General features: G+C 64.1%; 27 protein-coding genes. 18 read left to right on the forward strand and 9 right to left on the reverse strand.

All coding sequences use genetic code 11. From position 1 onward, the window contains the following. Positions 1-70: 70 nt before the first annotated feature. Together pcaH and pcaG are read left to right on the forward strand one after the other, a co-directional pair. Positions 71-853, forward strand: coding sequence for a protocatechuate 3,4-dioxygenase subunit beta (pcaH, locus tag AB7008_RS11705; protein ID WP_441258840.1), 783 nt, complete (start codon positions 71-73; stop codon positions 851-853). Positions 854-857: 4 nt separating this feature from the next. After that, positions 858-1,484, forward strand: coding sequence for a protocatechuate 3,4-dioxygenase subunit alpha (gene pcaG / locus AB7008_RS11710; RefSeq protein WP_041955085.1), 627 nt, complete (start codon positions 858-860; stop codon positions 1,482-1,484). A gap of 24 nt (positions 1,485-1,508) precedes the next feature. Here the strand turns inward: pcaG and AB7008_RS11715 are convergent, their stop codons facing one another. Together AB7008_RS11715 and AB7008_RS11720 are read right to left on the reverse strand one after the other, a co-directional pair. Continuing rightward, positions 1,509-2,123 carry a LabA-like NYN domain-containing protein gene (locus tag AB7008_RS11715; RefSeq protein ID WP_041955086.1) on the reverse strand — a complete coding sequence of 205 codons (615 nt, stop codon included), beginning with the start codon at positions 2,121-2,123 and terminating at the stop codon, positions 1,509-1,511. A 386-nt stretch (positions 2,124-2,509) separates the two neighbouring features. After that, entirely contained in the window at positions 2,510-3,415 is a 906-nt protein-coding gene (locus tag AB7008_RS11720; RefSeq protein WP_041955129.1) for a helix-turn-helix domain-containing protein, read from the reverse strand. Positions 3,416-3,466: 51 nt separating this feature from the next. On the opposite strand from AB7008_RS11720, the gene pobA reads away from it, so the two are divergent. Then, positions 3,467-4,639, forward strand: a complete 1,173-nt coding sequence (gene pobA / locus AB7008_RS11725) for a 4-hydroxybenzoate 3-monooxygenase (protein ID WP_441258841.1) — start codon at positions 3,467-3,469, stop codon at positions 4,637-4,639. Between the two features lie 174 nt (positions 4,640-4,813). Next, a complete protein-coding gene (locus AB7008_RS11730; protein ID WP_441258842.1) occupies positions 4,814-5,878 on the forward strand; it encodes an SDR family oxidoreductase in 1,065 nt (354 codons plus the stop codon). 26 nt (positions 5,879-5,904) lie between these two features. On the opposite strand, the gene AB7008_RS11735 is transcribed toward AB7008_RS11730, so the two are convergent. The 3 genes from AB7008_RS11735 to AB7008_RS11745 all read right to left on the reverse strand — a co-directional run bounded on the left by AB7008_RS11735 (position 5,905) and on the right by AB7008_RS11745 (position 10,073). Continuing rightward, positions 5,905-8,055, reverse strand: coding sequence for an adenylate/guanylate cyclase domain-containing protein (locus AB7008_RS11735; protein ID WP_304492905.1), 2,151 nt, complete (start codon positions 8,053-8,055; stop codon positions 5,905-5,907). An 18-nt stretch (positions 8,056-8,073) separates the two neighbouring features. Further along, a complete protein-coding gene (locus AB7008_RS11740; protein WP_304492906.1) occupies positions 8,074-8,745 on the reverse strand; it encodes a hypothetical protein in 672 nt (223 codons plus the stop codon). A gap of 188 nt (positions 8,746-8,933) precedes the next feature. Then, complete coding sequence (locus AB7008_RS11745; RefSeq protein ID WP_304492907.1) at positions 8,934-10,073, reverse strand: response regulator; 1,140 nt, start codon at positions 10,071-10,073, stop codon at positions 8,934-8,936. 287 nt (positions 10,074-10,360) lie between these two features. Between AB7008_RS11745 and AB7008_RS11750 the strand changes: the two genes are divergently transcribed. The 12 genes from AB7008_RS11750 (at position 10,361) to AB7008_RS11805 (ending at position 22,532) form a co-directional block, all read left to right on the forward strand. Beyond that, entirely contained in the window at positions 10,361-10,684 is a 324-nt protein-coding gene (locus tag AB7008_RS11750; protein WP_014497542.1) for an STAS domain-containing protein, read from the forward strand. Then, positions 10,684-11,049 (forward strand): response regulator, encoded by a 366-nt coding sequence (locus AB7008_RS11755; protein ID WP_008142319.1) that lies wholly within the window; start codon positions 10,684-10,686, stop codon positions 11,047-11,049. The genes AB7008_RS11750 and AB7008_RS11755 overlap by 1 nt, the downstream gene beginning before the upstream one ends. Then, positions 11,046-13,133 carry a chemotaxis protein CheA gene (locus AB7008_RS11760; RefSeq protein ID WP_441258843.1) on the forward strand — a complete coding sequence of 696 codons (2,088 nt, stop codon included), beginning with the start codon at positions 11,046-11,048 and terminating at the stop codon, positions 13,131-13,133. The genes AB7008_RS11755 and AB7008_RS11760 overlap by 4 nt, the downstream gene beginning before the upstream one ends. After that, positions 13,133-13,588: a chemotaxis protein CheW gene (locus AB7008_RS11765; protein WP_304492909.1), complete on the forward strand. Its 456-nt coding sequence runs from the start codon at positions 13,133-13,135 to the stop codon at positions 13,586-13,588. Before AB7008_RS11760 ends, AB7008_RS11765 begins: the two co-directional genes overlap by 1 nt. A gap of 37 nt (positions 13,589-13,625) precedes the next feature. Next, positions 13,626-15,323 carry a methyl-accepting chemotaxis protein gene (locus AB7008_RS11770; protein ID WP_304492910.1) on the forward strand — a complete coding sequence of 566 codons (1,698 nt, stop codon included), beginning with the start codon at positions 13,626-13,628 and terminating at the stop codon, positions 15,321-15,323. A gap of 36 nt (positions 15,324-15,359) precedes the next feature. Beyond that, positions 15,360-15,830: a chemotaxis protein CheW gene (locus tag AB7008_RS11775; protein WP_248881588.1), complete on the forward strand. Its 471-nt coding sequence runs from the start codon at positions 15,360-15,362 to the stop codon at positions 15,828-15,830. Between the two features lie 60 nt (positions 15,831-15,890). Further along, positions 15,891-17,693 (forward strand): methyl-accepting chemotaxis protein, encoded by a 1,803-nt coding sequence (locus AB7008_RS11780; protein ID WP_264621937.1) that lies wholly within the window; start codon positions 15,891-15,893, stop codon positions 17,691-17,693. A gap of 138 nt (positions 17,694-17,831) precedes the next feature. Beyond that, positions 17,832-18,686, forward strand: coding sequence for a CheR family methyltransferase (locus AB7008_RS11785; RefSeq protein WP_304492911.1), 855 nt, complete (start codon positions 17,832-17,834; stop codon positions 18,684-18,686). A 16-nt stretch (positions 18,687-18,702) separates the two neighbouring features. After that, positions 18,703-19,794 (forward strand): protein-glutamate methylesterase/protein-glutamine glutaminase, encoded by a 1,092-nt coding sequence (locus AB7008_RS11790; RefSeq protein WP_304492912.1) that lies wholly within the window; start codon positions 18,703-18,705, stop codon positions 19,792-19,794. 5 nt (positions 19,795-19,799) lie between these two features. Then, positions 19,800-21,527, forward strand: coding sequence for a chemotaxis protein (locus AB7008_RS11795; protein WP_304492913.1), 1,728 nt, complete (start codon positions 19,800-19,802; stop codon positions 21,525-21,527). Positions 21,528-21,676: 149 nt separating this feature from the next. Then, positions 21,677-22,123 (forward strand): hypothetical protein, encoded by a 447-nt coding sequence (locus AB7008_RS11800; RefSeq protein ID WP_028159051.1) that lies wholly within the window; start codon positions 21,677-21,679, stop codon positions 22,121-22,123. A 124-nt stretch (positions 22,124-22,247) separates the two neighbouring features. After that, the gene (locus tag AB7008_RS11805; RefSeq protein WP_304492914.1) at positions 22,248-22,532 is read left to right on the forward strand and encodes a hypothetical protein; all 285 of its coding nucleotides are present in this window, start codon (positions 22,248-22,250) and stop codon (positions 22,530-22,532) included. A 24-nt stretch (positions 22,533-22,556) separates the two neighbouring features. On the opposite strand, the gene AB7008_RS11810 is transcribed toward AB7008_RS11805, so the two are convergent. The 4 genes from AB7008_RS11810 to AB7008_RS11825 all read right to left on the reverse strand — a co-directional run bounded on the left by AB7008_RS11810 (position 22,557) and on the right by AB7008_RS11825 (position 24,071). Further along, a complete protein-coding gene (locus AB7008_RS11810) occupies positions 22,557-22,922 on the reverse strand; it encodes a VanZ family protein (RefSeq protein WP_441258844.1) in 366 nt (121 codons plus the stop codon). A gap of 148 nt (positions 22,923-23,070) precedes the next feature. After that, positions 23,071-23,235 carry a hypothetical protein gene (locus tag AB7008_RS11815; RefSeq protein WP_304492916.1) on the reverse strand — a complete coding sequence of 55 codons (165 nt, stop codon included), beginning with the start codon at positions 23,233-23,235 and terminating at the stop codon, positions 23,071-23,073. Positions 23,236-23,421: 186 nt separating this feature from the next. Further along, complete coding sequence (locus tag AB7008_RS11820; protein WP_014497530.1) at positions 23,422-23,673, reverse strand: hypothetical protein; 252 nt, start codon at positions 23,671-23,673, stop codon at positions 23,422-23,424. Positions 23,674-23,897: 224 nt separating this feature from the next. Then, on the reverse strand, positions 23,898-24,071 hold the full coding sequence (locus AB7008_RS11825; protein ID WP_014497529.1) for a hypothetical protein: 174 nt from the start codon (positions 24,069-24,071) through the stop codon (positions 23,898-23,900). Between the two features lie 429 nt (positions 24,072-24,500). On the opposite strand from AB7008_RS11825, the gene AB7008_RS11830 reads away from it, so the two are divergent. Together AB7008_RS11830 and AB7008_RS11835 are read left to right on the forward strand one after the other, a co-directional pair. Then, the gene (locus AB7008_RS11830; RefSeq protein WP_304492917.1) at positions 24,501-24,854 is read left to right on the forward strand and encodes a hypothetical protein; all 354 of its coding nucleotides are present in this window, start codon (positions 24,501-24,503) and stop codon (positions 24,852-24,854) included. 72 nt (positions 24,855-24,926) lie between these two features. Continuing rightward, a complete protein-coding gene (locus AB7008_RS11835) occupies positions 24,927-25,217 on the forward strand; it encodes a hypothetical protein (RefSeq protein WP_304492918.1) in 291 nt (96 codons plus the stop codon). Positions 25,218-25,305 lie beyond the last annotated feature (88 nt).

The raw sequence follows: 25,305 nt of genomic DNA on the forward strand, positions 1-25,305 counted from the left end.
ATAGATCGTCCCATGATCTCCCGATAAGCCGCGCCCCCGGACCCGGGCGCCACAGGGAGAGACAACGCCGATGAATGTCCAGGCGCCAGCCTTGCAGGATCCCCGCCTCAACCGACCCGAGCCGTTCACCCCGCGCGACGGCGGCTTCTTCCAGCGCGACCGCTCGATCCATCCGCCGGCGCATGCGCCCGGCTACAAATCCTCGGTGCTGCGCTCGCCGCGCCAGCCGCTGCTGTCGATCGAGAACTCGGTCTCGGAGATCACGGGTCCGGTATTTGGCCACAACGATCTCGGCCCGCTCGACAATGATTTGATCCGCAACTACGCCAATGATGGCGATCCCGTCGGCGAGCGCATCATCGTCCATGGCCGCGTGCTGGACGAGACCGGCCGCGGCGTGCCGAACACGCTGGTCGAGTTCTGGCAGGCCAATGCCGGCGGCCGCTACCGGCACAAGAAGGACACCTATCTGGCCCCGATCGATCCGAATTTCGGCGGCTGCGGCCGCGCGCTGAGCGACGACACCGGCTATTATTATTTCCGCACCGTGAAGCCGGGCCCCTATCCCTGGCGCAACTTCGTCAACAGCTGGCGTCCCGCCCACATCCACTTCTCGGTATTCGGCTCGGGCTTTGCGCAGCGGCTGATCACCCAGATGTATTTCGAGGGCGATCCCCTGATCCCGGTCTGCCCGATCCTGACGACGATCCCGGACAAGGACGCGCTCGACCGCCTGGTGGCGCCGCTCGACCTCAACGCCTCGACGCCGTTCGACTCGCTGGCCTACCGCTTCGACATCGTGCTGCGCGGCCAGCGTTCCACCTATTTCGAAAATCGCACCGCGGGGAACTGAGCCAATGCCGCAGCCGCTCGACTATCTCAAGGAAACCGCCTCTCAGACCGCCGGGCCCTACGTCCATATCGGCCTGATCCCGGCCATGGCCGGCTTCGACATCTTCGAGAAGAACTTTTCCAACGTGCTGGTGACGCCATGCACGCAAGGCGAGCGTATCACGCTGGAGGGCAAGGTGTTCGACGGCAGCGGCACGCCGCTGCGCGATGTGCTCCTGGAGATCTGGCAGGCCAATGCGTCCGGCCGCTACAACCATCCGGCCGATCGTTCCGCCGGCGCGCCGGACGATGAGTTTCGCGGCTGGGGCCGCGCCGGCTCGGATTTCGACAGCGGTCTCGTCACTTTCGAGACCATCAAGCCGGGCGCGATCACGGATAAGGCAGGCCGTAAATGCGCGCCGCACGTCAATATCTGGATCGTCGCGCGCGGCATCAACATCGGCCTCAATACGCGCCTCTATTTCTCCGACGAAGAAGCCGCGAATGCCGCCGACCCCGTGCTCAACCTGGTCGAGCCGCCGACGCGGCGCGCAACGCTGATCGCCACGCGCGGTGAGCGCGCCGGCAAGGTCGTGTACTCCTTCACGATCAATCTGCAGGGGGCGGAGGAGACGGTGTTCCTCGACGTCTGACGATCCGGCGGTCGTCCCGCGGGATCATTCCACCTGGTCGCCTCGATTGATCGATCCGCGCGTGGTGGCTTGCGGTGGTTGCTGGCGCATCTCGCGCGATCCTTGCCGCTCGGCGGGGGCGCGCCCCACTCTTGTCTTCAGTTCCGTCAAATCGATGAAGACGTCGGCCTGCCGGCGCAGTTCGTCGGCCACCATGGGAGGCTGGCTCGCAAGCGTGGAGACGACCGTGACGCGGACGCCGCGGCGTTGCACGGCTTCCACCAGTGAACGAAAATCCCCATCGCCCGAGAACAGCACGATCTGATTGACGTGATCGGCGAGTTCCATGGCATTCACGGCGAGTTCCACATCCATGCTGCCCCTCATCTTGCGGCGGCCGGTCGTGGCGTCAACGAACTCCTTGGCGAGCTTGGTGACGACGGTGTACCCGTTATAGTCGAGCCAATCGATCAATGGGCGGATTGACGAGTATTCCTGATCCTCGCTCACGGTCGTGTAGTAGAAGGCTCGCAGCAGCGTACCTCGGCCGTGAAATTCGCCGAGCAGGCGCCTGTAGTCGATATCGAAACCGAGCGCCTTGGTGCTGGCATAGAGATTGGGGCCATCGATGAAGACCGCAATCTTCTCAAGCGAAGACATTCTGCACTAATCCCCAGTTCCGCATGACGGCCGGCAGACCTGTGTGCCGGCCGGAAAACGTCGAAGTCGCCGATGGCCCGCGGAAAAAGGCGGCGCAGACGGCCGGAGGGGGGCCGTGCCGCGCCAGTTAAGGGAGGTTGCTGCTATCAGCGTCAGGATCCCGAATGCAGTCACGTTAAGGCGTGCGCATGCCACGCTCAATTGTACGGAGGTAAACGGCACGTATCCAAAGGGTTGGATACTCTATACGAAGGTAAGTGGCGCGCCGGCTCGGATCTCGACAGCCCGGCGCGATCACGGATACGGCCGGCCGCAAATGCGCGCAGCACGTCGATGTCTGGATTGTCGTGCGCGCCCGGGGACCGGTTCTTCGACGTGGGATGGCCTCAAGCCTCGCCGCCATGGAGCCGGTCGCGAAAGGCGCGCGGCGACAGGCCCGTGGCTGCGGCATAGACACGGCTGAAATAGGCGGGATCCTCGAAGCCGAGCGCGTAGGCGATCGTCGAGACCGGCAAATTGGTGTAGACGAGGTTGCGACGCGCCTCGCGGATCAGCCGGTTGAGGATCAGGTGCGAGGCGGTGTCGCCGGTCGCCGCCCGCGTCAGCCGGTTGAGATGGGTCGGCGTGATCGACAGCGCGCCTGCATAGTCCGCAACGCTCCAGCGTTCCAGATGATGCTGTTCCAGCAGCGCCTCGAAGCGGCGGAACAGCCCGCTTTCCGCCGTACCGTTGCCGCCGCTCTCGCTGGTGAGCGCACGGGCCACCAGCCCGATCATGGCTGCCGACAGTGCACGCAGCACGTGCGCGCGGCCGAAATCGCGCGCGGCGTGCTCGGCGAAGATCTGCTTCATGGTGGTGCGGATCTGCGGCGTGCCGCGTACCACGGCCGATCGCGACAGGGCGCCGCGCAGTCCTTCGGAGGCAAGCAGTGCCTCGTCGAGAATTTCCGCAGCGATGGTCAGCACCCAGCCCTGGGTATCGGGCTCGAAGCGGAAGCCGTGGACATGGCCGACCGGCACATTGACGACCTGCATTGGCCGGAGCGGCACCACGCGTCCGTCGAGCGTCGCCTCGCCGCCGCCGCGCTCGATCAGCAGGACCTGGTGCAGCCGGGCATGGCGGTGCACGGCCAGCGTCCAGTCGTGCAGCACCGAGCGCGACGCGATCGTCTCGCAATGCACGACGTCGGGCAGATCGCCCGACTCGCCGAAGAGGTTGTAGACCCGGATTGCCGGGGCTGAGGCTGCGGTTTTCATGTTCGAATAGTACAAGACAAAGACGAAACCCTCCATCGGTTTGCGGCGCCGCATCTGCAAAAAACGCAGCGACGGGAGGACGTAAAAATGAAAGTTCAGGTTTGCATCATCGGCGGTGGGCCGTCCGGGCTGCTGTTGTCCCAGCTTCTGCACCTGAAGGGCATCGAAACGGTCGTGCTGGAGAAATACAGCCGCGACCACGTGCTCGCCCGCATCCGTGCCGGCGTGCTCGAGCACGGCTTCGCCGGGTTGATGCGCGAGGCGCAGTGCGGCGAGCGGATGGACCGCGAGGGCGAGATCCACAACGGTTTCGAGATCGCGCATGACGGCGTGCTCTCCCACATCGACCTGCACAAGCATTCCGGCGGCAATTCGGTGCTGGTCTATGGCCAGACCGAACTGACGCGCGACCTCTACGAGGCGCGCGATCGCCTCGGCGGCAAGGTCGTGCACAACGCCGAGGACGTGACGCCACACGATCTGACGTCGGACCGGCCCTACGTGACCTATCGATCGAACGACGAGATCGTCCGCATCGATTGCGATTACGTCGTTGGCGCCGACGGCTTTCACGGCGTCAGCCGCAGGTCCATCCCGAAGGACGTGCTGCGCGAATACGAGAAGGTCTATCCGTTCGGCTGGCTCGGGGTGCTGTCGCGCACGAAACCGGTGTCGCCCGAACTGATCTATGTGAAGCATGAACGCGGCTTTGCGCTCTGCTCGCTACGCTCACAGGTGCTGAGCCGCTACTACGTCCAGGTGCCGTTGACCGACAAGGTGGAGGACTGGAGCGACGATGCATTCTGGACGGAGCTGAAGCGTCGCCTGCCGGACGAGGTCGCCGGCCGCCTGATCACCGGACCCTCGATCGAGAAGAGCATCGCGCCCTTGCGCAGCTTCGTCGCCGAGCCGATGAGCTACGGCCGCCTGTTCCTTGCCGGCGATGCCGCCCACATCGTGCCGCCGACCGGCGCGCGCGGGCTCAACAGCGCCGCGTCCGACATCTACTATCTCTACCACGCCATGCTTGCGCATTATCAGCACGGTGATGATTCCGGCCTTGCGGGCTATTCCGCCAAGGCGCTTGCCCGGATATGGAAAGCGCAGCGCTTTTCGTGGTGGATGACGATGCTGCTGCATCGTTTTCCCGACCGTTCCGAATACGAGGACCGGCTTCAGCAGACCGAGCTCGAGTATCTGCTCTCGTCCGAGACGGCGCAGCGGCTGCTCGCGGAGAATTACGTGGGACTGCCGTTTTAGCGACGGTTTGCGACCGCCCAGCTGACGTTCGCGCTCCAAAGGGGAGCTCTCCTCGCGGCACGAGGCGAGTTCCGTCAGGCCGGTTCCCTTTCAATAAGTGGTGACTGACGCCGAAATGCTCTGTTGCCTTGTGCGATAGTTCCTACCTCCTCAACCGAACAGGAGGGCGCGGCGATGACGAACACAGCGCTTGTGGTCGGCGCCAGCGGTATTGTCGGCAGCAATCTCGCCCGCCATCTCAGCGATCGCGGCTGGCAGGTGCTTGGGCTCGCAAGGCGCCCACCAAGCGGCCTCGATGGTGTTCGTCCCATCGCGGCCGATCTGCAGGATCCGGCCTCGCTTCGCGACATCTTGGCGAGCCTTCGTCCCACTCACGTGTTTCTCGCCACATGGCTACGTCAGCCGACCGAGGCGGAGAATATCCGCGTTAATGCTGCGATGGTGCGCAACGTGTTGGGCGCACTTTCCGGCGCAGATGCGCTTTCTCATGTCGCGCTGGTCACCGGGCTAAAGCATTACCTGGGACCGTTCGAGTCCTACGGTAAAGGCAGGCTGCCCGCGACGCCGTTCCGCGAGGAGCAACCGCGGCTCGATGTCGGGAATTTCTACTACGCTCAGGAGGACGAACTGTTCGATGCGGCCAGGCGCGGTGGTTTCAGCTGGAGCATTCACCGCCCGCACACGATCATCGGTTATGCGATAGGCAACGCCATGAACATGGGAACGACGCTTGCCGTCTACGCCACGATCTGTCGAGAAACGGGGCGGCCATTTCTCTTTCCGGGATCGGCGATGCAATGGACCGGCTTGACGGATATGACGGATGCCAGATTGCTGGCGCGGCACCTGGAATGGGCCGCGACGACGACGGCCGCGCGAAACCAGGCATTCAACGTCGTAAATGGCGATGTCTTCCGATGGAACTGGATGTGGGCGCGACTGGCCGGCTGGTTCGGGCTGCAGCCTGCTCCCTTTCCAGCGGAAATTTCGCCGCTCGAGCGTCAGCTTGCTGATTCAGGTCGTATATGGGCTGATATCGCGCTCAAGTATGATCTCGCCGAAAGTGACCTCTCCGTCCTTTCGTCGGCGTGGCACACCGATGCCGACTTGGGCCGACCTATCGAAGTCGTCACCGATATGAGCAAGAGCCGTAAGCTCGGTTTCCTTGAATATCAGGCGACGGACGACAGTTTCTTCGATCTCTTCAGCAGGTTGCGTGCCGCGAACGTCATTCCTTGAGCCTTCTGACGGAGAGTAAACAACCGCTACTTTCCTTCCAGCGTATTGACCGGCGTCCACTCTGGCGATGGTGGATTTGCGGTGAGGGCTTTCGCGCGCTTGGCGAACAGCGCCGACGCCGGGTCGATCTTCGCGACGCCGTCGAACGCCTCGGCGGCCTTGGCAAACTCCCTTGCCCGCCAGCACGCCAGCCCCTCCGCATACGCTGTGGCCACCTTCGTTTGCTCGGCGCTCTCCGCGCCCTTGTCCGCCAGCGGCTCGAACACCTTGATTGCCTCGCCGCGGCCGAGCACCCTGATCGCATCGAGCTCACGCCAGGAGAAAGTGTCGCCGGTCTGCGCCATCGTCGTTTCCGAGGCCATGATTGCGGTGCCGTAATATTTGTTGGCGCCCTCGAGGCGCGAGGCGACGTTCACGGTGTCGCTCATCACGGTGTAGTTGAAGCGGCGGCGCGAGCCGATATTGCCGACCACGGCTTCGCCGCTGTTGAGCCCGATGCGGTGCGATAGGCCGTGGCCTGCGAAGGCGGGATTGCTGGCGTTCAATTCCGCGAGCTTCTCGTGGCACTTCAGCGCGGCGTGAACCGCGTTGCGCGCGTGGGCGGGATCGTCGGCCGGAGCACCGAACATGGCGACGATGGAATCGCCGATATATTTGTCGACATAACCGCCATGGCCCTCGATGATGTCGGTCATCGCCGAGAGATATTCGTTCATCAGCGTGACCAGCTCGCCGGGCGTCATCGTCTCGGCAATGGAGGAGAAGCCGCTGAGGTCGGAGAAGAACATGGTGACGTTGCGCGCCTCGCCGCCGAGCGCGGGCATCTTGCCGGAGGCCACCATGGTGTTGATGACTTCCGGCGCGAGATAGAAGGCAAAGCTCTTGCGCAGGAAGCGCTCGTCGCGATCGGCCACCACGAAGCGATAGCCGATCATCATCGCGAGCGCGGCGAGGCTTGCGAGCGCGGGCTCCGTGAGCGGCAGCGCCAGCGCCTGCGTGAACGCGGCGACGGCGACACCTGTGTAAACGGCCGTGAGGCCCAACCATGCGATCGTCGCGCCGCCGGGTGCGAGCATGCAGGCTGCGAAGGCGATGATGGCCGCAAACACGATCGTGAGAATGGTGCGCAGGGGAAAACCGAGTTCGCTCACGGCGTCATGCTCGATCAGGTTTCGCACGACGGTGGCATGCACGAACACGCCTGCGACGTCGCTACGCGCCTTCTGTGCGGTGCTGGTCGGCGCGGGCAGGGCGCATCGTGCGGCCGGCGTTCCGTCATATCCGCCGGACAGTCGCATTGAGGTCAGTTTGCGGTCCTCGAAGTTCAAAATGGTGCCGAGCAGCACGACCTTGCCGTCGAAAGCGCGACGGAAGAAATCGCTGTCGCCCTTTTCGAGGCAGGCCCGCAGGTCGGCGAAAGAATAGGTCGGGACGTCGCGGCCCATGCCACGGTAGTTGAGCGTCAGCGTGTTCGGCACCGCACCGGGGATCGCATAGCCAGACAATATCGTTGCGCCAGACGGAGTGGTCTGCGGCGCTGCACCGAGTGCGTGCGCAGCTAGCTCGACGGCCATGGCAGGCACCCGTTTGTCGCCGACAGAAAAGCTCAGAGGCATCCGCCGGATCACGTCGTCGGCATCGGTGTGAACGTTGAGGGCGCGGACATTGTTTCTCACCGCAAGGCGCTGCGCGGGATAAGGCACATCCGGATGGTCATTGCTGAGGATCTCGCCGAGCACCAGCTTGCCGCTGTCGGAAAGCTTGCGCAGCGCGATGAGATAGTCCCGGTCAAAGCCCTTCATGCGGGCACCGATCGGCGTCTCACCAAAGGAAATCTCCGACTGCTCGATCGAGCTCGGAAAGATGACGTCGAAGCCGATCACCTTGGCGCCGCCGTCGGCGATGCCGGTGAGCACGCGGCCTATCTCGCGTGTCCAGGTCTGCGTCGGCGATCCCCTGAAGGGAGGGGTGTCGTAGGTCTCGCCATCGATCGCGACGACCACGACCGGTGATGTTGCGGGATCGCGGCGATCGGGGGCGATCTTGCCGCGCAACGCCGTGAGGATGTCGAGCGAGAGACCTTGCAGCGTCTGAAGCGGCGGGGACGTGAAGACTGCGCCCGCAACGAGCGCAATCAGGATCGCCGCAACGATGTCCCGTCCCCCGATCCGCCGCATCGCCCCGTCGCAGACCGCCTATTCGAGCCGCAGCAGCCGGCCGACGATCGGCGTCGGCGATGACGTGGCGCTGGCATCGACCTGGAAGGCGTAGCGCTTGGCGCCTAGGATGGCGAGATAGCTGCCGCCCGGGGTCAGTGTCTTTCCGGCCTTGGCAAAGTCGTAGAACTTGCCGCCGACCATCATCTCGCTCTTGAGCGGCACGCTGATCGTGGGCTCCTTGCCGTCGGTGCGTTCGATCACCAGCGTGCTGCCGCTCTTGGCCTGTATCAGCGGGGCGACGCCATAGAGCGTCGGCAGCTTGGCCGGCGGCGCTCCCTTCGCGTCCGATCGCATGGTGCGGAAGGTCGTTGCGGCGCTCTGGTTCGCCTCGCGCTCGGACAATTTTGCCGCATTGGTGTCGCAGGGCACCTTCTCGCGCTTGACCTCGCCGAGTTGCACGGTGCTCTGCTCGGCGCCGACCAGGACGACGCCTTCGCTGATGGTCTCGCGCTGGCAGGATTTGAGGTAGCTGAGCGTGACGCTGGCCTTGGGTCCGAGCTTGATGATCTTGCCGGGCGCCACATAGTCCATGAACGCGATGCCGTCGACCTTGCCCTGCACATCCTCGACGATCGCGGCCGGGGTCTCCGCCAAAGCGGGGGCCGCAAGACAGAAAGCGCCGACACCAACGCCGATCAGGCTTCTCATGGGAATTCTCATCCAATTCGACCGATAAATCGCCGGTCCCCGTCCTGATTCGATGCTTAGCACCGGCGCGTCCAGGTAAGTGTGCCCGGAATCACTCTTGGTTGTTGGTGCATTCTAGCAGCAACTGGTTCAAACCGGCGACCGGAGAAAAGCGAAGCCGCGGCAAGCGGTTGGCCGGATGAATCATGTCAGGCGGCCGGCACGGGCTCAGGCAACCGGTCCTCGACCGCACGGCTCTCGGCCGCACACTCTATAATGGGAGCGAGAGGGGCTTCGGTCTTCTGATACGGCGTCGCCTGCTGACCGGCGGCGATTTCCACGACCTCGTCCCAGCGCGACAGGAAGGCCTCGACGCAGGCCGGGTCGAACTGCCGGCCTCGGTTCTCGATCAGATAGTTGCGCGCCACGTCGAGCGGCATCGGCTCTTTATATGGCCGGCGCGTCGTCAGGGCGTCGAAGACGTCGGCGACCGCGACGACGCGCGCGGCGACCGGAATCTCGTCTGCCTGAAGGCCGTTCGGATAGCCCGCGCCGTCCCAGCGCTCGTGATGGCCCGCGGCAATTTGCGCACCGAGCTGGATCAGCTCGCAGCTGGAGTCCGCCAGGATCTTTTCGCCGATCGTCGCATGGGTGCGGATCACCGCCATCTCATCGTCGGTGAGCCTGCCGGGCTTGAGGAGGATATGGTCGGGGATGGCGACCTTGCCGACGTCGTGCAGGGGCGCGGCCAGATAGATGTCGCGGCAGAGCCGGGGCGGCAGGCCGAGCTGCTCGGCGATGATGCGGCTGTAGCGGGCGACCCGCAACGTGTGCTCGCCGGTGTCGTTGTCGCGGTATTCGACCGCGAGCGCGAGCCGCAGGATGATCTCCTCCTCGCGCTCGCCTAGCTTCTGGGTCGCGGCCGCGACCGCGCTCGCCAGATCGGCGGCACGGTCGTTCTGCTTGCGCACGGCTGCACCAAGGCGCACCAAATTGCGCAGCCGCACCGTCATCTCGACGCTCTGTGGCTGTTTCGGTAAGAAATCGGTTGCACCAACCTGCAGCGCTTCCATCTTGACGTCATCGGTCTGTCGCGACGTGATCATGGCGATCGGGATGTCGGCGCAGCCGGGCAGGGCGCGGAAGGCGCGGATGAAGCTGATGCCGTCCATATGCGGCATCTCGTAGTCGACCAGCACGAGGTCGAAGACGCGCTCGCGTGCGCAAGCCAGCGCCTCGACGGGATCGAGGAACGTCGTGGCCTCGACCAGGCCTTCGGCTTCGATATGACGTTTCAGGAAATTGAGGACAGAGCGGCTGTCATCAACGAGAAGCGCTTGGGTCAGCATCGGCGGCCGGTCTCGTTCGGATGCGAGGCGTGACCTCCACGAATAGCCTTTGCGATTTAACGCGGAGCAAACGCCCGGGCTGCGGCGAACTGACTCAAGACTGCGCACAACGCATGAGAATTGAGCGAACCATGCACGTCTGCATGCATGCGCGAAGTTCTTCGGTTTGTGACCCGTAGTTGTACGGTGATGCCCATTAGGGGTTTGCACACTCCCCCAAGCGAATAGTCGTCGCGCGGGATTCGCGTCATGCGTGCAGCGAATCCCGAGGAAATCTTGGGGGACGAATGCCGTCTGATGTCACTGAGCCGAAGTGGTCCCTACGGCTGCCTGCAGATTGCAGCATCGCTGCGATCCGCAGTGTCTATGATCTGATCCGCGAAGCTTTTGGCCGGCAGGACCGGCTCGAGATCGATTGTTCGAGCGTCGACAAGGCCGACGTCACCTCGATCCAGCTTCTGCTGTCGACCGCCAGGACGGGCGAGGCCCAGGGCCGCCCGGTGGTGCTCACATCATTCTCCCAGTCTCTGCGCAACACCCTTCGCCGCGCCGGCTTCGCCAGCGATGCGATGATCGATCAGCACTTCCCGCAAAAGAAAGATGGCACCTGATGGCCACGATTCTCACGGTCGACGATTCCCCCAGCATCCGTCAGATGATCAAGGTCGTGCTCGAGCCGGCCGGTCACAACGTGATCGAGGCCGGCGACGGCGCGCAAGGGCTCGCCAAGGCGCAGGCCGGCAAGCTCGACCTCGTCATCACCGACCTTAATATGCCCGTCATGAACGGGCTGGAGCTGATCCGGGCGCTGCGCAAGCTGCCGAGCGCGGTCGGCATGCCCATCGTGTTCCTGACCACCGAATCCAACGACACGGTGAAGCAGGAAGCCAAGAGCGCTGGCGCCACCGGCTGGATCACCAAGCCGTTCAAGCCCGAGCAATTGCTCGCCGTCGTCGGCAAGCTGGTGCGTGCATGAGTGCGATGGACCCGACCGAGGTCTTTCGCCAGGAAGCCAGCGAGCTGTTCGAGGTCCTGGAAGGGGCCCTGCTCGATCTCGGCCAGCGTCCCGACGACCGGGAGCTGGTCGATTCCGCCTTCCGCGCCCTGCATACCATCAAGGGCTCGGGTGCCATGTTCGGCTTCGACAAGGTCGCCTCCTTCACCCACGAATTCGAGACCGCGTTCGACCGCGTCCGCAAGGGCGAGATCAAGCCGACGCAGGAGCTGATCTCGGTCGCGCTTGCGGCCAAGGACTATATCCGCGCGCTGATCGAGGATCCGCAGTCGACCGACGACATCATCGGCGAGGCCATCCTCGACGACCTCAAGCGCTTCGTGTTTTCCGACCAGCCAGCCGCTCCCGTCGCCGAAATCGCCGAAGCGCCGCCGCTGGCCCCCGGCGAGGGCAAGCAGGCCGGCTGGCATCTGTATCTGGAATTTGAATCCCACATCCTGCGCAACGGCTCGAACCCGCTCGATCTGCTGGAAGACCTTTGCAAGCTCGGCCCCTGCTTCGTCGTGCCCGTGACCGACGGCATCCCGTTCCTCGACGAGATGGAGCCGGAAGACTGCTATCTGAAGTGGGACGTCAAGCTGCACGCCGCCTGCGACAAGGACGCGATCGACGACGTCTTCATGTTCGTCCAGGACGAAATGAAGCTGACGCTCTCGCCGCTTGAGCAGGCCGAAGCGCCCGCGCCGCTGCCGCTGTTCCAGCTGCTCGATGAGGAGCCGGCTCCCGTGGCCGAGATGGCCGCGCCGGTGGCCGAGGTCGCTGCTGCGCCCGTCGCCGCGCAGCCCATCGTCAAGGCAGAGCCGAAGCCGGAAGCCAAACTTGAATCGAAGTCCGAACCGAAACCCGAGGCCAAGCGTGACGATCGCGGCATCGCCACCGTCCGCGTCCAGGCCGAGCGTCTCGACGAGCTGATGGACCGGGTCGGCGAGCTCGTCATCGCCCAGGCGCGGCTGACGCAGCTCGCCTCGTCCGGTTCGGATCTCTCGATCAAGATGATCGCCGAGGAAATCGAGCGCCTAGCCTCCTCCTTGCGCGACACCACGATGGGCGCGCGCATGGTACCGATCGGCTCGCTGTTCGGCCGCTTCCGCCGCCTGGTGCACGATTTGTCGCGCGACCTGTCGAAGCCGGTCGAATTCGTCACCACGGGCGAGGACACCGAGCTCGACAAGACCATGATCGAGTGCCTGGCCGATCCGCTGGTTCACCTGATCCGCAACGCCATCGACCATGGCATCGAAGACACCGCGACCCGCTCCGCCAACGGCAAGACGGAGCAGGGCCGGATCGAGCTCGCCGCCGTTCATTCCGGTGCGCAGGTGCTCGTCACCGTGAAGGACAATGGCGGCGGCCTCAACACCGCGCGTATCCGCGCGAAAGCGGAAGAGCAGGGGCTGATCGCCTCCGGCACCGTGCTGACCGATCACGAAATCCACCAGTTCCTGTTCCACCCGGGCTTCTCGACCGCGCAGACCATCTCGGCGCTGTCGGGCCGCGGCGTCGGCATGGACGTGGTCAAGCGCACCATCGAGAACATGCGCGGCACGATCGACTTGTCGACCAAGCCGGGCCAGGGCACCACGGTGACGCTGCGCCTGCCGCTGACGCTTGCGATCATCGAGGGTCTCTTGATCCGCGTCGGCGAAGGCCGCTACATCATTCCGTTGTCGGCGGTGGAGGAATGCGTCGAGCTGACGGCCGAGGACGAACGTTCCCGCGGCCGCAATTTCCTCAACGTGCGCGGCAACCTCGTGCCGTTCCTGCGCTTGCGCGAGATCATGACCGCATCGGGCGCACCTGACCGGCACCAGAAGACGATCATCATCTCGACCGGCGAGACCCGCGTCGGCCTCGTTGCCGACCAGATCATCGGCAACCACCAGACCGTGATCAAGTCGCTGTCCAAACTGCACTCCGACGTCACGATCTTCTCCGGCGCGACCATTCTGGGCGACGGTACCGCGGCGCTGATCCTCGATGTCGCACAGCTCGTCGCGATGGCGCAGTCAAAGGTCGAGAAGCAGCACATCAGCGAGGCGGCGTGATGGACGAGGCGGGCGAACATCAGGTCGACGCGATGCAGGTCGTGATGATCGGCCTCGGCGAAGAGAAGTTCGCGCTCGATGCCGGCCTCGTGCGCGAGATCATCGATCCCGTGCCGGTGACCAAGGTGGCGGGCGCGCGGGCCTTCGTTCCGAGCGTCATCAACGTGCGCGGCAACGTCATTCCGCTCGCCGACCTGCGCATTCGCTTCGGCATGCCGCAGCTCGACGACTCCGCCGACACCCGTATCGTCGTCATCGAGATCGAGCTGGACGGCGAGCCGGTGCTGGTCGGCGTCACCGCCGACAAGGTCTATGAGGTCACGGAGATATCGCAGACCGACGTGCAGCAGACGCCGCGCGTCGGCATGCACTGGAAGCCGGAATTCATCCGTTTCATCGCCAAGTGGCGAGAAGAGTTTGTCATCGTTCCCAACATGGAACGCATCCTGAATTGAAATGGGGTCTCGGGCGAGACTGGGGTAGGGGCTGGAAATGAGATTTACCGTCAAGGCAAAGCTTGCCATTGCATTCGGTGTGGTCCTGTTGCTGTCGATGGCGGCGGGCGGCCTCGCTTATGTGAAACTGAGCGAGATGATCGACACCGCCGACAGTCTGGTGTCGCGCGCCGGCCGAATGGATCGTGCGGCGGAAATCGAGAAGGGAATTCTGTCCCAGGTTCGGGCCGAGAAGAACCTGCTTCTCGCGCCGGATAGCGAGGCCGATCGCTTCATCGCCGAGATCGCCAAGCAACGTGAGACGCTGCTGAAGCTGAAAGAGGAGATCCATGGGCAGGCTTCTGCCGAGGGCAAGAAGCTGATCGAGAATTTCGGTGCCGCCTACGTCCGGATGAATGCCATTCAGGACGACGTCCTCAAGACCGCCAGGACCGACAGGACGAAGGCCGTCGAGCTCTCGTCGATTGAGGCTCGCAAGGCGGTCGGCGAGGCGATGGAAGCCGCCAGCGTCTACGTAACCAACGTCAAGAAGAACATGGCCGCTCAGGCGGCTCAGGCTCACGAGGACGGCAACCGCGCTCAGTTCCTGCTGATCTCGGCCGTGTTAGCATCGCTCGCGATCGGCCTGATCGCCGCGATCTGGATTTCCCTCAGCATTGCGCGTGGCCTCAGCCGCGCCGTCGACCTTGCCGGCGCGGTGGCGAGTGGTGACCTCAGCCAGACGATCGACGTCTCCAGCAACGACGAGATCGGCGATCTCGTCAAATCGCTCAACATGATGGTCGAGAAGCTTCGGCAGGTCGTCGAGGAGGCTCTCACCGCTGCAAACAACGTCTCCGCCGGCAGCCAGGAGCTCTCCGCCAGCGCCGAGCAGCTCTCGCAGGGTGCGACCGAGCAGGCTTCATCGGCCGAGGAAGCCTCGTCCTCGATGGAAGAGATGGCCTCGAACGTGAAGCAGAATGCCGACAACGCCAACCAGACCGAGAAGATCGCCGCGCAGTCGGCCAAGGACGCGGAAGCCAGCGGCGTTGCCGTTGGGCGTGCCGTCAACGCGATGCAGACCATCGCCGAGAAGATCACGATCGTGCAGGAGATCGCGCGCCAGACCGACCTGCTTGCCCTCAACGCCGCGGTCGAGGCCGCGCGCGCCGGTGAGCACGGCAAGGGCTTTGCGGTGGTCGCGTCCGAAGTCCGCAAGCTCGCCGAACGCAGCCAGGCGGCCGCGGCCGACATCGGCACGCTGTCGACGGAAACCGTGAAGGTCGCGCGGGAAGCCGGCGACATGCTGTCCAAGCTCGTGCCCGACATCAAGAAGACCGCCGAGCTGGTCCAGGAGATCACGGCGGCCTGCCGCGAGCAGGACGTCGGCTCGGCCCAGATCAACCAGGCGATCCAGCAGCTCGACAAGGTCGGCCAGCAGAACGCCAGCGCCTCCGAACAGGTGTCCTCGACCTCGGAGGAGCTCGCCTCGCAGGCCGAGCAGCTTCAGTCGACGATCTCGTTCTTCCGCATCGAGCATGCCGGCCGCGGCGAGGCCGCCGCGCCGGCGCCGATCGACCGTGCGGTCACCCAGCTCCGCGCCAAGGCCGCGCACATGGCGGCAGCGGACCGCGGCGTCAAGAAGCCCGTGCCCGCCCGCAAGCCGGCGCGCGCGCTGAAGGTCGCCAACGGCGGCGGCTTCGCCTTCGACATGCACGACGGCGAAGACGACCGCGACGCCGAGTTTCAGCGCTGACCGCAACTTGAAAACAATCTGACTCTGGACCGTACCATGGCCGCAACCTCGCAATATCTGACGCTCGGGCTCGCCGGCGAGACGTTCGGCATCTCGATCCGCAATGTGCGGGAAATTCTCGACATGCGGCCGATCTCACGGCTGCCGCATGCGCCGAATTTCCTGCTCGGCATGATCGACGTGCGCGGCAGCGGCTATCCTATCGTCGATCTCCGCACCAAGCTCGGCCTGCCGGCCGTGGAAGCGACTGAAGCGACCCGCATCATCATCCTCGACGTGCCGATGAAGGATCGCCTGGTCGGCGTCGGCTTCGTTGCAGATTGCGTGTTCGAGGTCACCGATATCGACGAGGAGGCGATCGAGCCCATCCCCGAGGTCGGCGGCAAATGGCAGTCCGACTATGCCGCCGGCATCGGCCGCAAGGGCGAGAAATTCGTCGTCATCTTCGATCTCGCCAAGCTGATGGCGAACGACGAGATCCCGCGCGATACCTCTCGCGCCGCCTGAATTTGCAAGCGTGAAGCGTGGTCAAGCGTAAGCACCCCAATTCGAACCAACGAGACTGACATGAGATTCACCGTCAAAGCCAAGCTTGCCAGCGCCTTCGGCGTCGTCATCCTGCTGTCCATGATCGCCGGCGCGGTCGGCTATATGAAGCTGGCGGACATGGTCGGCACCACCGAGCTTCTGGTCAGCCGTGCGGGCCGGATGGAAAAGGCCGCGGAGCTGAAGGAAGGCGTCCTGTTCCTCGTGCGCGCGGAGAAGAACTCGATTCTCGCAGCGTCCGATGCGGAGCACGAGCAGTTCCAGGCCGACCTCATCAAGAACCGCGATGCGATCACCAAGTCGAAGGACGAGATCTACGCGGCCGCCAGCGAAAGCGGCAAGAAGCTGATGGAGAATTTCAACGTCGCCTTCGCCAAGCTCAACGCCTATCAGGACGAGACGGTCAGGCTCGCGAAGACCGACAAGCCGAAAGCCCTGGATCGCTCCATGCATGACGGCCGCAAGGTCGTTGCGGACGCGATCGAAGCGGCCGACGGTTACATCAAGAACGTCAAGAAGAACATGGCTGAGCAGGCCGAGCAGTCCAAGCAGGACGGTGCGCGCGCCGAGATGCTGCTGATGAGCCTGGTCATCGCCTCGCTGCTGATCGCGGCGGTCGCTGCGACCTGGATTGCCCTGAACATCAGCCGTGCGCTGGCGCAGGCGGTGGACCTCGCGGATGCGGTGGCGATTGGCGATCTCAGCCACAAGATCGAGTCCTCCAGCAATGATGAGATCGGAGATCTCATCAAGTCGCTGAACGCGATGACGGTCAACCTCAACGCGACGGCGGCGCTCGCCAACCAGATCGCACAGGGCGATCTCATGGTCGAGGCCAAACCGCTGTCGGAAAAGGATACGCTCGGCCTCGCGCTCGAGCGCATGGTGGAGAAGCTTCGCCAGATCGTGTCGGAAGCCCTGACCGCGGCGCAGAACGTGTCCGCCGGCAGCCAGGAACTGTCCGCCAGCGCCGAGCAGCTCTCGCAGGGCGCGACCGAGCAGGCTTCATCCGCCGAGGAAGCCTCGTCCTCGATGGAGGAGATGGCCTCGAACGTGAAGCAGAATGCCGACAACGCCAACCAGACCGAGAAGATCGCGGCGCAGTCGGCCAAGGACGCCGAGGCCAGCGGTGCCGCGGTCGGCCGTGCCGTCAACGCGATGCAGACCATCGCCGAGAAGATCACGATCGTGCAGGAGATCGCGCGCCAGACCGATCTGCTCGCGCTCAACGCCGCGGTCGAGGCCGCGCGCGCCGGCGAGCACGGCAAGGGCTTTGCGGTGGTCGCCTCCGAAGTACGCAAGCTTGCCGAACGCAGCCAGGCGGCCGCGGCCGAGATCGGCACGCTGTCGACTGAAACCGTCAAGGTCGCGCAGGAAGCCGGCAATATGCTTTCCAAGCTCGTCCCCGACATCAAGAGGACGGCGGAGCTCGTCGAGGAAATCACCGCCGCCTGCCGCGAGCAGGACGTCGGCTCGGCCCAGATCAACCAGGCGATCCAGCAGCTCGACAAGGTCGGTCAGCAGAACGCCAGCGCGTCCGAACAGGTCTCCTCGACCTCGGAGGAGCTCGCCTCGCAGGCCGAGCAGCTTCAGTCGACGATTGCCTATTTCCGCATCGAGCAGGGACGCAGCCAGGCCGCCGCGCCGATCGACCGGGCGGTTACCCAGCTCCGCGCCAAGGCGGCGACAATGGCGGCCGTCGAGCGTCCGGCCAAGAAGCCGCAGGCGAGGCCGGCGCGCGCGGTGAAGGCTGCCGGTGGCGGCGGCTTCGCCTTCGACATGAACGACGGCGAGGACGATCGGGACGCCGATTTCCAGCGCTGAGAGCCGCCAAGAGGTCGGCCCATCCTTCACCGGTGGGCCGATCGGCCGTCAGTGATCGTGTAAACGCGTGGGATTCAAGATGGCCCGTTCGGCCCGACATTCAGTGCAGGCGGCCATCGCGGATCGGGGCATTCAGCCATGACGCCCGCCGTGCAGGATACGGTCGTCCATCTGTCCGACCGCCACTTCCGGACCATCGCCGAACTGATCGAGGGCCAGGTCGGCATCAAGCTGCCGCAGGGCAAGCGGCTGATGCTGGAGGGGAGGCTGCACAAGCGCGTGCGCGCGCTGAACTTCTCCGACCTCAACGAGTATGTCGACAACCTGTTCGAGGCCGATCATTTCGACACCGAGCTGACCCATCTCATCGATGTGGTGACGACCAACAAGACCGACTTCTTCCGGGAGCCCCAGCACTTCACCTTCATGAGGGACGTCGCGATCCCGGCCCTGCTCAAGTTGCACGGTCGGAAAAACGCGAACCTGAAGATCTGGAGCTCGGCGAGCTCCACCGGCATGGAAGCCTACACGACCGCCATGGTGCTGGACGACATGACGCGGAACGGCTCGCGGTTTCAGTACCGCATCCTCGGGACCGACATCTCGACCGCGGTGCTGCGCCTTGCCAAGGCCGCGATCTACACCCGCGACGTGCTCGCCCCGGTGCCGGATCCCTTCGTGAAACGGTATTTTTTGTCGTCGCGGGACAAGTCGCGCGGCGAGGTGCGGGTGGTGCCGGAATTGCGGCGCATGACGCATTTCATGAGGATGAACCTCATGGACAAGTCCTATCCCGTCGACCGGGACGTCGACATCATCTTCTGCCGCAACGTCCTGATCTATTTCGAGCGTGAGACCCAGCGCAAGGTGATCGAGCAATTGTGCAGCCATTTGCGGCCCGGTGGCTATCTCCTGGTCGGTCATTCGGAATCGATGATTCACAGTGCAGTGCCGGGTCTGAAGCAAGTTCAGCCAACCATTTTCAAGGTCTAGCCGGAGCGCAACCAGGATGCCGAGGGAGAAAGTTCGCGTACTGATCGTGGACGATTCGGCGTCGGTACGCCAAATCCTGCAAACGATCCTCAACGACGATCCTGACATCGAGGTGATGGGGGCGGCCTCCGATCCGTTCGCGGCGGCGCGCCGCCTGCAGAACGAAATCCCCGATGTCATGATCCTCGACCTGGAAATGCCGCGCATGGACGGCATGACCTTCCTGCGCAAGATCATGGCACAGTGTCCGATCCCGGTGATCATCTGCTCCTCGCTCACCGAGGAAGGTTCCAACGTGATGTTCGAGGCGTTCGAGGCGGGCGCGGTCGACATCGTGCCGAAGCCGAAGATCGACACCCGGCAGGCGCTGCTCGAATGCTCGACGCGGCTGCGCGAGGCAGTGAAATCGGCAGCGCGCGCGCGGGTGCGCCCGCGGGCGGAGCGCCGTACGATCGAGAGGAAGCTGACCGCCGACGCCATCATCCCGCCGCCGGTGCAGGGCAAGGTCCGGCCGACCACTGAGCGCATCGTATGCATCGGCGCATCGACCGGCGGCACCGAAGCGCTCAACGACGTCCTCGAGATGCTGCCGTCGCACTGTCCTCCCATCGTCATCGTCCAGCACATGCCGGCAGGGTTCACCGCGGCCTTCGCCAGGCGTCTCGACAGCGTCTGCCAGGTCCGCGTCAAGGAAGCCGAGGACGGCGAGCCGGTGCTGCCGGGCTGCGCCTATATCGCGCCGGGCGCCCGCCACATGCTGCTCCAACGCATCGGCCTGCGCTACCAGATCGCGATCAAGGACGGCCCGCCGGTGTCGCGGCATCGCCCCTCGGTCGACGTGCTGTTTCGCTCCGCGGCCCAGCATGCCGGCGCCAACGCGCTCGGCGTGATCATGACGGGCATGGGCGACGACGGCGCGCGCGGCATGCTGGAGATGCGCAAGCTCGGCGCCTCGACGCGCGCGCAGGACGAGGAGAGCTGCGTGGTGTTCGGCATGCCCAAGGAAGCCATCGCGCATGGCGGTGTCGAGAAGGTCGTCTCGCTGCATCATATCCCGCGCGAGATCATGCTCTGGTATCAGGCCGGACACGTTGCGGTGGCAGGTTGATTGCGATGTCCGCCATTCCGGCCAACACGCTCACTGAAGCGACCGCCGCGATCGAGGATGTCTCGTCGCGGATCGAGGACGTCTTCGCACGCGTCGGTCACGAGCTCGGTCGCGGTCACCTCATCTTCAAGGAGCTGAACCAGGGCCTTGCGACGCTCTCGGAGGAACTCTCCGGCGCCGAGATCGAGGGCGCCGCCACCGCGCTACAGGAGATCGCCGCGCGGCTCAGCGAGCTGGCAGAGGCGCTGCCGGCCGAGAGCGCCCTGCTTGCGACCATCGGCACCAGCACGGCGGAGGCGTCCTCGCTGCTCAAGCCGCTGTTCAAGCACATCCAGATGATCACCATCATCGCGCGCAGCGCGCGGATCGAGGCGGCTTCGCTCGATGGCGACCGCGAGGGCTTTCTCGCCTTCACGCAGGAAGCCTACAATCTCGGCAAGGCGGTACAAGGTTCGATCGAGGGCTGCGCGCGGGACCAGCAGCGCCTGTCGGACGCCGTTGCGACCGCGTCAGGTCGGCAGAGGGAATTCGAGAGCCGTTACCGGAATCAATTGGTGTCGGAGAGCGCCGAGCTCGGCGCAGCCTATTCCGGATTGCGCGGCCAGCGCCGCGACAGCAGCCAGCTGGCCGACCTCGCGAGCACCAGCACCAGAAAGATCGCCGAAGCGGTCGGCGGCGCGATCATTTCCTTGCAGGCCGGCGACAGCACGCGCCAGCGCCTCGAACATGTCTGTCATGGCCTCGGCCAGGCGTCGGAAGCTGCGCCGGGCCTCGTTCCCGAACGGGGCGCGAGCGAGGACGGCGCGCGCGCGATCTGCCAGTTACAGGCGGCCTTGCTCAGGGACGCCCAGCGCGAATTCGGCGGCGACATCGGCCAGATCGTTCGCGCGCTCAGCGCCATCCTGCACGATGCCGGCAGTGTCGTCGGCCATGGCCGCACGCTGTTCGGCGGCGAGGATGGCGGCTCGTCATCGTTTCTCGCGCGCATCAAGCAGGCACTGGCACATGCCTCGACCCTGATCGCCACCTGCGAGAGCGCCGGCCGCTCGGTCGACGAGGCGCTCGCCATCGTCGAGGACACGCTGGCAAAGTTTCGCCAGGCCATCGCCGGGCTCGCCGAGGCGACCGTCGACATCACCCTGATCGGAATGAATGCCGGCCTGAAGGCAAGCCATCTGGGCAGCCGCGGCAGCGCTTTCGTCGTGATCGCCAACGAACTCAAGGCGACCGCGGACCAGGTTTCGGCTGGCGCCGGGCGCTTGCGGCCCGTGCTCGACGGCATCGAGCGCTCCGCGAACGAGCTGAAGGAGCTCCGTGTGCGGGGCGATCCCGCGCAGCTCGCCAAGTTCGAGCCACAGATCCTCCAGGCGCTGCGCGAGGTCGAGGTCGGCAACGAACGGCTCGGCAAGCTGATGAGCCGGCTCGTCGATGAAGGCGCGGAATTCGAGGGCCTGATGAATTCGGCGCAAGGTCTGATGAGCTCGCTGGGCGAGAGCTCCGCGGCCTTGCCTGCGGTTGCCGCGCGCCTCGAGACCGCGAGCGCGGGCGCGCAGCGGCCGCGGCCGGAGGCGCAGGATCAGGCGATGCTCGACGATCTCTTCGCACGCTACACGATGGAGCGCGAACGGGACGTTCACCGGGAGTTCCTGCAAACGCTTGGCCTTGCGTCGATCGCCGCCACGCGCCGCGTCGAAGCGGTCGAGACCGCGGATGACGGCATAGAGTTGTTCTGACGTTCGCCGCCGGCGTCGCGCGTCGGCGGCAATTCGACGGATTGGGTTTTCGGAGCGTTAACCTTGCCCGAAGGGCCGGCCGTTAGGTCATTGTCGCGCCCCAGAGTTGGTCGCAAATACAGGGCGATCTTCACCTTGGAAAATTCCCCATGCTGAGAGACGGTAAATACGCTGCCTGGTTCAGGACCTCACGAGGTCAGGGCACCGGCATCGTGGATCTGGCCGAGGGCCGGATCTCGGGCCGCGACAGCTTCTTTACTTATGGTGGTTCGTACCGGGTCGATGAGCAGCACTTCTCGGCCGTCCTGACCGTGAACCGGCATGCTGACGGTCCGCTGAGTGTGTTTGGGCTTGATGAGGTCGAGGTCAAACTCTCGGGTGTGTGCAACGGCCTGGTGGCGAGCTGTTCGGGAACGGCCAAGGAGGCGCCCGACGTGAAGTTCGAGGCGACGCTGATCTACAGCCAGGAAGATGCGCCGGCAGCCGACGCCAAATGCGCGGTCGTAAAGCTCAACGCCGACAAGCTGCCCAAGGGCCTCGACAGCCGTTCCCGGCCGCGTCCTCCGTTCACGCCGCCCAAGGGGCCCGTGTCGTAGGGCGCGAGGTTTTAGCTTTGCATTGACGCTGTTGTCGCGAAAACACGGCGCGACCGGACTGCGGCAACACTAGTTTTAGAGGTGAAATCTAGGTTGAGGCCCATAACAAAAGGCGGACAGGGACATGCCTCAGATCTGGATGACATATGACGAACTCGCGACCCTCAGCGGCTGCAGCGCTGCCGAGGCCAGGATGCAGGCGATGCATCTGTCGCTCGATCGTCGCAAGAGCCGCGACGGGAACACCCGCGTCAAGCTGAACCTCGCCTTGATGGCCCGGTTCTTCGAGACCGTTCGCGAAGCCGAATTCGACCTCGATGACGCGATCACGGCGCTGCGCGATGCCCATCGGCAGATGTCCGGGGTTCTTTCGCCCAATCAGCCGAGCGTGCGGCGCGGAGTGGCGTAAGTTCGCGCGGCGCCGGCGGCGGCCTCAGGACGGCGGCCTCGGCAGGAAAGCCAGGATGGTCTGGGCCAGAAGGACGCCGACGGTGCCGCCGGCGGCCTTTTGCAGCACGTCGATGAATCGTGGATCACGATCCGGCGTCACCGCCTGCAAGACCTCTAACCCGACTGCGACGGCGACCACGAACGCGCAAGCCAGCTTGACTCGCCCCGGTAGCAGGAAGGACAGCAGGAAGCCCAGCAGACCATAGGCGCTGAAGCGCTCAATCACGACGACCCAGTAGGCCTCCGCATGGCCAATGAGTGCCGGCCGGCCCGCGAGCTTGGCCAGCGTCGCATAGACGATGAGCACGAGACAGATAACCGCGGCTGCGATGAGATGATTGCGGCGCATTGCGCCAACATAGCCGGTCGACCGGCTGGCCGCTTTCGAAAGCCGAGAACATCGTTAAGGTTCACAAACCCTCGAGGGCATGAACCAAGGTTCACGGGCGATCCGCGGAGCCGTGGCTACGGCCCATTCCGCATGCATTCAGTTGACGTCAAACGCGGCGGTGCTGTTGCGATGTCACGCGGACGGCGCTGAGTTGGCGAGGGCGGGCATTCATCTGCCAGTTCTTCGGCCCGGTGACCCAAAGCCGGACTGCCAAGACCAGGATGTTAATGCCGAGCCAGATCGACATCACGATAAGGAAAGAGCTTGCCATGACGGCTCCGCCTCCCGCTTTCTTTCGAAAGCAATGCGGCGCGCGGCTGAGAGTTCCGCCGTCAGGGGAACGGGCAGGCGATCGCACCTGCCCAAATTCTCGTCATCGACAAAACCAAGCCACCCCGCTCAGGCACAAAGCAACATGCCTGACCGCATGACCAAGCCCGTTCGCGGGGACTGACGTTCAACGCCGATTGTAGGACCAGCCCTTGTCGACGTTGGTCGGGTAGTGGGCTGCGAAGTACGGATTCTTGAGGCAGTTGCGCGCGGGATCGAAAATCCAGTCGGCGCATTCCCGGTAATTCAGGAATCGGCAGTCGAAACCGAAGGCGCACCACGGCGCGCCGTTTGGAAATCCGAACCCCACGGGGACTTGCGCCGACGCTACTGAGGGCAGAGCCAGGAGCAGAGCTACGGCGAGCGCGCGGGACAACATGGTGCATTCCTCCAACAATCTATCAAACTGAGACCGAAGCCGGTCCGGCGACCGTTCTGCGCCGAAAAGGGACGATGTTCAATCTTCATCTCTGGATAGTCTAACATCCGGGCACGGAGAGATCGAGAGCGCTGAAAGCGATCGGCCCATGTCGATCGGCGGCTGCCATTGATCGATTGATGAGGCGGACGCACCCGTCCATGACGTGTCGCGCGCGGCCGACGTCAGCCCTTCTTGGTGCCCTTGGATTTGAGCGACAGGCCGAGGCGCAAGGCCATACGCTTGATCGCATCGGGCGAGCGCCCGAGAAGTTTTGCTGCCTCTTCCAGCGAAGTCGAAGACTTGGCCAATTCCATCAGCCGGCGGTCTTCCTTGAACGACCAGGGCCTGCGCGCCATAACCGAAATCATCCTCTCGTCGACACAAAGACAAAGCCGCCAAGCGGACCCACGTTCGCTCGACGGCTTTGCTTGGGTGGGGCCGGGCCTGGGGGAGCCCGGTGCGAAGATGGATATGCGATCCGCTAAGGTTCGCAACAAACAACGCGGATTAAGCTAACTGCTCAACCTTACCGCGATGAAATCGGTGCGTTGCGCTCCGTATAACCACGGAGTTTCGCTAACCAAGATCGATCTGCACGCCGTGATGGTGGGATCGCGGATGTACTGGCAACCACGTCCGGTTGTCGGAGAACCGGCACCCGGTCTTCGCAAGTCCGCGCTCTAATCCTCGCGGGCGCCGGCGCCAGCCGATATTCGAGGCCCGACTCCGCGTCTCGACGTTGCGGCAAGACTCGGAAGCTCCGCCAATCCGCGCGGACTGTTCTGATGAGCATGGAAGAAGTGCCGATCCCCGAGCCGTCGTCGCGCAGCCGTCGAAACAACGACCGGTCCTTCGACGTGGTGGCGATGAAGATGTTTCTGATGCTTGCGAGCATCAGGATGGATCGCAGGCACGGGATCATCGGCTTGCCGAAGACAGGCAGGAGCTGCTTGGACGCCATGCTGGCGACGGAGGCGAACAGGGAACTTGTTCCTTGCGCCCTCAATGTCCTCCAAGCTCGGGCCGGCAACCTTCCCTTGGTAATGGATGGCACGGCGTTGCGGCGTCAGCACTTGTGCGCGATTCGAAATCAAATGCTTTGGGATCGCGACATGATTTGCTTTGAAATCACGACATAGATTCGAGCGATCAACTTGAATTGAATCGGCGCCGGTTGGTCGCAACAGCTTCGAACGAGAAAAAATCCAAACGTGATGCATGCGGCAGCAATCCCGACGAGCAGTATTGCGCTTCTCTCGGTTGAGTCGTCACGAGATCGTCGAATTCGTTCGGCTATGGTGCGCGCGCACGAACAAATCAAAATCAACAAGATCAAGAAGACCGAGATGCTTCAAAAGGCGCGAGCGGCACTTCCTCTCACCAAGCTCAGAGAACGGGCGTTTGAAGGCGCGTTTTTCAGCGTTGCGCTGATCGCGATGGCGGGCTGGGTGTATTTCATCACGCTGCTGCTGGTGCGATTGTTCCTCTGGTTCTTCGGCTGACGCACCAGCCCGATCACTTCGCATGCAGGGTGCTGCTCAAAAAATCCCTGGCATGACGAGAAAATCAGCGGCGGTCATCATGATCTCG

The organism is Bradyrhizobium sp. 521_C7_N1_3 (assembly GCF_052075975.1).
GTDB classification, from domain to species: domain Bacteria; phylum Pseudomonadota; class Alphaproteobacteria; order Rhizobiales; family Xanthobacteraceae; genus Bradyrhizobium; species Bradyrhizobium japonicum.

What these genes read in the sequence shown, in the direction of transcription:
- pcaH (WP_441258840.1), top strand. Translation starts at nt 71, where the DNA reads ATGAATGTCCAGGCGCCAGCCTTGCAGGATCCCCGCCTCAACCGACCC.
- pcaG (WP_041955085.1), top strand. Translation starts at nt 858, where the DNA reads ATGCCGCAGCCGCTCGACTATCTCAAGGAAACCGCCTCTCAGACCGCC.
- AB7008_RS11715 (WP_041955086.1), bottom strand. Translation starts at nt 2,123, where the DNA reads ATGTCTTCGCTTGAGAAGATTGCGGTCTTCATCGATGGCCCCAATCTC.
- AB7008_RS11720 (WP_041955129.1), bottom strand. Translation starts at nt 3,415, where the DNA reads ATGGAGGGTTTCGTCTTTGTCTTGTACTATTCGAACATGAAAACCGCA.
- pobA (WP_441258841.1), top strand. Translation starts at nt 3,467, where the DNA reads ATGAAAGTTCAGGTTTGCATCATCGGCGGTGGGCCGTCCGGGCTGCTG.
- AB7008_RS11730 (WP_441258842.1), top strand. Translation starts at nt 4,814, where the DNA reads ATGACGAACACAGCGCTTGTGGTCGGCGCCAGCGGTATTGTCGGCAGC.
- AB7008_RS11735 (WP_304492905.1), bottom strand. Translation starts at nt 8,055, where the DNA reads ATGCGGCGGATCGGGGGACGGGACATCGTTGCGGCGATCCTGATTGCG.
- AB7008_RS11740 (WP_304492906.1), bottom strand. Translation starts at nt 8,745, where the DNA reads ATGAGAAGCCTGATCGGCGTTGGTGTCGGCGCTTTCTGTCTTGCGGCC.
- AB7008_RS11745 (WP_304492907.1), bottom strand. Translation starts at nt 10,073, where the DNA reads ATGCTGACCCAAGCGCTTCTCGTTGATGACAGCCGCTCTGTCCTCAAT.
- AB7008_RS11750 (WP_014497542.1), top strand. Translation starts at nt 10,361, where the DNA reads ATGCCGTCTGATGTCACTGAGCCGAAGTGGTCCCTACGGCTGCCTGCA.
- AB7008_RS11755 (WP_008142319.1), top strand. Translation starts at nt 10,684, where the DNA reads ATGGCCACGATTCTCACGGTCGACGATTCCCCCAGCATCCGTCAGATG.
- AB7008_RS11760 (WP_441258843.1), top strand. Translation starts at nt 11,046, where the DNA reads ATGAGTGCGATGGACCCGACCGAGGTCTTTCGCCAGGAAGCCAGCGAG.
- AB7008_RS11765 (WP_304492909.1), top strand. Translation starts at nt 13,133, where the DNA reads ATGGACGAGGCGGGCGAACATCAGGTCGACGCGATGCAGGTCGTGATG.
- AB7008_RS11770 (WP_304492910.1), top strand. Translation starts at nt 13,626, where the DNA reads ATGAGATTTACCGTCAAGGCAAAGCTTGCCATTGCATTCGGTGTGGTC.
- AB7008_RS11775 (WP_248881588.1), top strand. Translation starts at nt 15,360, where the DNA reads ATGGCCGCAACCTCGCAATATCTGACGCTCGGGCTCGCCGGCGAGACG.
- AB7008_RS11780 (WP_264621937.1), top strand. Translation starts at nt 15,891, where the DNA reads ATGAGATTCACCGTCAAAGCCAAGCTTGCCAGCGCCTTCGGCGTCGTC.
- AB7008_RS11785 (WP_304492911.1), top strand. Translation starts at nt 17,832, where the DNA reads ATGACGCCCGCCGTGCAGGATACGGTCGTCCATCTGTCCGACCGCCAC.
- AB7008_RS11790 (WP_304492912.1), top strand. Translation starts at nt 18,703, where the DNA reads ATGCCGAGGGAGAAAGTTCGCGTACTGATCGTGGACGATTCGGCGTCG.
- AB7008_RS11795 (WP_304492913.1), top strand. Translation starts at nt 19,800, where the DNA reads ATGTCCGCCATTCCGGCCAACACGCTCACTGAAGCGACCGCCGCGATC.
- AB7008_RS11800 (WP_028159051.1), top strand. Translation starts at nt 21,677, where the DNA reads ATGCTGAGAGACGGTAAATACGCTGCCTGGTTCAGGACCTCACGAGGT.
- AB7008_RS11805 (WP_304492914.1), top strand. Translation starts at nt 22,248, where the DNA reads ATGCCTCAGATCTGGATGACATATGACGAACTCGCGACCCTCAGCGGC.
- AB7008_RS11810 (WP_441258844.1), bottom strand. Translation starts at nt 22,922, where the DNA reads ATGCGCCGCAATCATCTCATCGCAGCCGCGGTTATCTGTCTCGTGCTC.
- AB7008_RS11815 (WP_304492916.1), bottom strand. Translation starts at nt 23,235, where the DNA reads ATGGCAAGCTCTTTCCTTATCGTGATGTCGATCTGGCTCGGCATTAAC.
- AB7008_RS11820 (WP_014497530.1), bottom strand. Translation starts at nt 23,673, where the DNA reads ATGTTGTCCCGCGCGCTCGCCGTAGCTCTGCTCCTGGCTCTGCCCTCA.
- AB7008_RS11825 (WP_014497529.1), bottom strand. Translation starts at nt 24,071, where the DNA reads ATGGCGCGCAGGCCCTGGTCGTTCAAGGAAGACCGCCGGCTGATGGAA.
- AB7008_RS11830 (WP_304492917.1), top strand. Translation starts at nt 24,501, where the DNA reads ATGAGCATGGAAGAAGTGCCGATCCCCGAGCCGTCGTCGCGCAGCCGT.